The sequence below is a fragment of the Bradyrhizobium sp. genome (assembly GCF_036009065.1).
Lineage (GTDB): Bacteria > Pseudomonadota > Alphaproteobacteria > Rhizobiales > Xanthobacteraceae > Bradyrhizobium.
Map to the genome: position 1 here is coordinate 1 of NZ_DASYMN010000084.1, position 1,893 is coordinate 1,893.

The 1,893-nt window shown below is 58.5% G+C and carries 2 protein-coding genes and 2 pseudogenes; 2 read left to right on the forward strand and 2 right to left on the reverse strand.

The window, feature by feature from the left end:
- Both tcuB and VGP39_RS05315 read left to right on the forward strand, forming a co-directional pair.
- A pseudogene (gene tcuB, locus VGP39_RS05310) lies at nt 1-220 on the forward strand (tricarballylate utilization protein TcuB); the annotation flags it as partial.
- 54 nt (nt 221-274) lie between these two features.
- The gene (locus tag VGP39_RS05315) at nt 275-1,168 is read left to right on the forward strand and encodes a polysaccharide deacetylase family protein (RefSeq protein ID WP_327567061.1); all 894 of its coding nucleotides are present in this window, start codon (nt 275-277) and stop codon (nt 1,166-1,168) included.
- Nucleotides 1,169-1,186: 18 nt separating this feature from the next.
- Here the strand turns inward: VGP39_RS05315 and VGP39_RS05320 are convergent, their stop codons facing one another.
- Together VGP39_RS05320 and VGP39_RS05325 are read right to left on the reverse strand one after the other, a co-directional pair.
- Nucleotides 1,187-1,642, reverse strand: coding sequence for a carbon monoxide dehydrogenase subunit G (locus VGP39_RS05320; protein ID WP_327567062.1), 456 nt, complete (start codon nt 1,640-1,642; stop codon nt 1,187-1,189).
- A gap of 53 nt (nt 1,643-1,695) precedes the next feature.
- Nucleotides 1,696-1,893, reverse strand: a pseudogene (locus VGP39_RS05325) (ABC transporter ATP-binding protein); the annotation flags it as partial.

A 1,893-nucleotide genomic window follows, 5' to 3' on the forward strand; every position in this document is an offset into this window, starting at 1 on the left:
TGTCGCCTTCCTCGCGATGCTGTTCTTGACCAGTCTCACCGGTCTGGCACTCCTCGTGCTGCGCGCCACCCCCGCGATGGGCCTGCTGCTCGCATTGCACATCGGGGTCGTTTTCGCGCTCTTCATCACCATGCCTTACGGCAAATTCGTACATGGCTTCTATCGCTTCCTTTCACTCGTCAGATACGCAAAAGAAAGGCGAGATCTCGCCGGACATTGATCCCTGACATCGTCGATATTGTTCCTTTACCGCAGTAACCAAGGGGCGTTCCCGATGCGCATCAAGCAACATGACCGCTATGATTATCGGCCGATCCATCAACGCCCGCAATTTGAGTGGCAGGATGGCAAGCGGTTGGCGCTGTACATTGCGCTGAACGTGGAGAATTTCAGCTTCGGCGAAGGCCTTGGGCATACCCCGACAGCGCTGGGGCCACCGCCCGACACCCGTAACTTCGGCTGGCGAGATTACGGACTACGCGTCGGGATATGGCGCATCTTTGATATGATGGACGAACTCGGCTTGCCGATGTGCCACCTTTTGAATGCTTCGGTCTGCGAAACGATGCCTCAGATTCCGGCCCGGATTCGCGCACGCGGCGACGAAGTGATCGGCCATGGCTACACCAATTCCGAGCGGCAATCGGACATGGATGAAGCGACTGAATCCGCGATGATCCGGCACGCCACCGAGATTCTTGCCCAGCATTGCGGGCAACGACCGTTCGGGTGGATGGGCCCATGGATCGCTGAGACCGGCGTGACACCGGACCTTCTCAAAGAAGCGGGTTACACGTTCGTCATGGATTGGCCCGCGGATGACCAGCCGTTCTGGATGCGCACCCGCGGCGGTCGAATTCTATCGATCCCCTATCCGATCGAGATCAATGACAGCCCGACAATGCTCAGTCGCCATCAGCCCGCGACCGATTTCCATCAAATGATCCTCGATCAATTTGAAGAAATGCTTGAACTGTCGCAGAAGCAGTCGCTCGTGTTTGGCATCTCGCTGCATACATTTGTGGCGGGACAGCCTTTTCGCCTGCGGCAGATTCGGAAGGCGATCGAATCCATCGTCAGCCACCCGCGCTTCGCCGAAGTTTGGGTGACGAGCCCGGGCGAAATAGCACGCCATTGCGCCGCGCTACCGCAGGGCATCATCTCGTAATGCGACCTTGCCGCACGTTCATTTGCTGACCGCCACCGCAAAGTTGGCGAAGAACTGCTCAGCAGTCTTGCTGGCGACTCCGTTGATGAGGCGGCTTCCCAGCTGGGCGATCTTTCCACCGACATCCGCCTCCACCTCGTATCGCAGCAGGCATCCTCCGGCTGCATCTGGGGCGTCGCTGAGATCGACCCGCGCGCCGCCTTTGGCGAAGCCGGCAATGCCGCCTTCGCCCTGTCCGACGATCCGATAGCCATTCGGCGGATCTATGTCGGTAAGCTCTACTGATCCCTTGAACAACGCGCTGACGGGGCCAACCTTGATCTTCACGGTAGCCCGAAACGCGCTGTCACCCAGCTTTTCCAAATCCTTGCATCCGGGAATGGATGCCTTGAGTATCTCCGGGTCGTTCAGTTTTTCCCAGACCGTTGCACGATCGGCCGATAGGGCGACTTCGCCCTTCATCGTCATTGCCATTTCTTCTACACCTTTCGATTGAATACCGGCGACTTGCCGATCGCCCGCTTGCCTTAAATCGGCGCGGTCGCACCTGCGGCAGCGAAGCGTTTGGCGAACTTGTTACCAAGATAGGCTTCGATGACGCGCTGATCGCGGAAGACCTGGTCCGTCGGGCCTTCGCTTACGACGGCACCATGATGCAAGACGACCGCGCGCTGCGCCAAGGCAGCCACCACACGCATCAGATGCTCGATGACGATGATCGTGAT

Coding starts and splice junctions, on each gene's coding strand:
- VGP39_RS05315 (WP_327567061.1), top strand. CDS start 275: ATGCGCATCAAGCAACATGACCGCTATGATTATCGGCCGATCCATCAA.
- VGP39_RS05320 (WP_327567062.1), bottom strand. CDS start 1,642: ATGGCAATGACGATGAAGGGCGAAGTCGCCCTATCGGCCGATCGTGCA.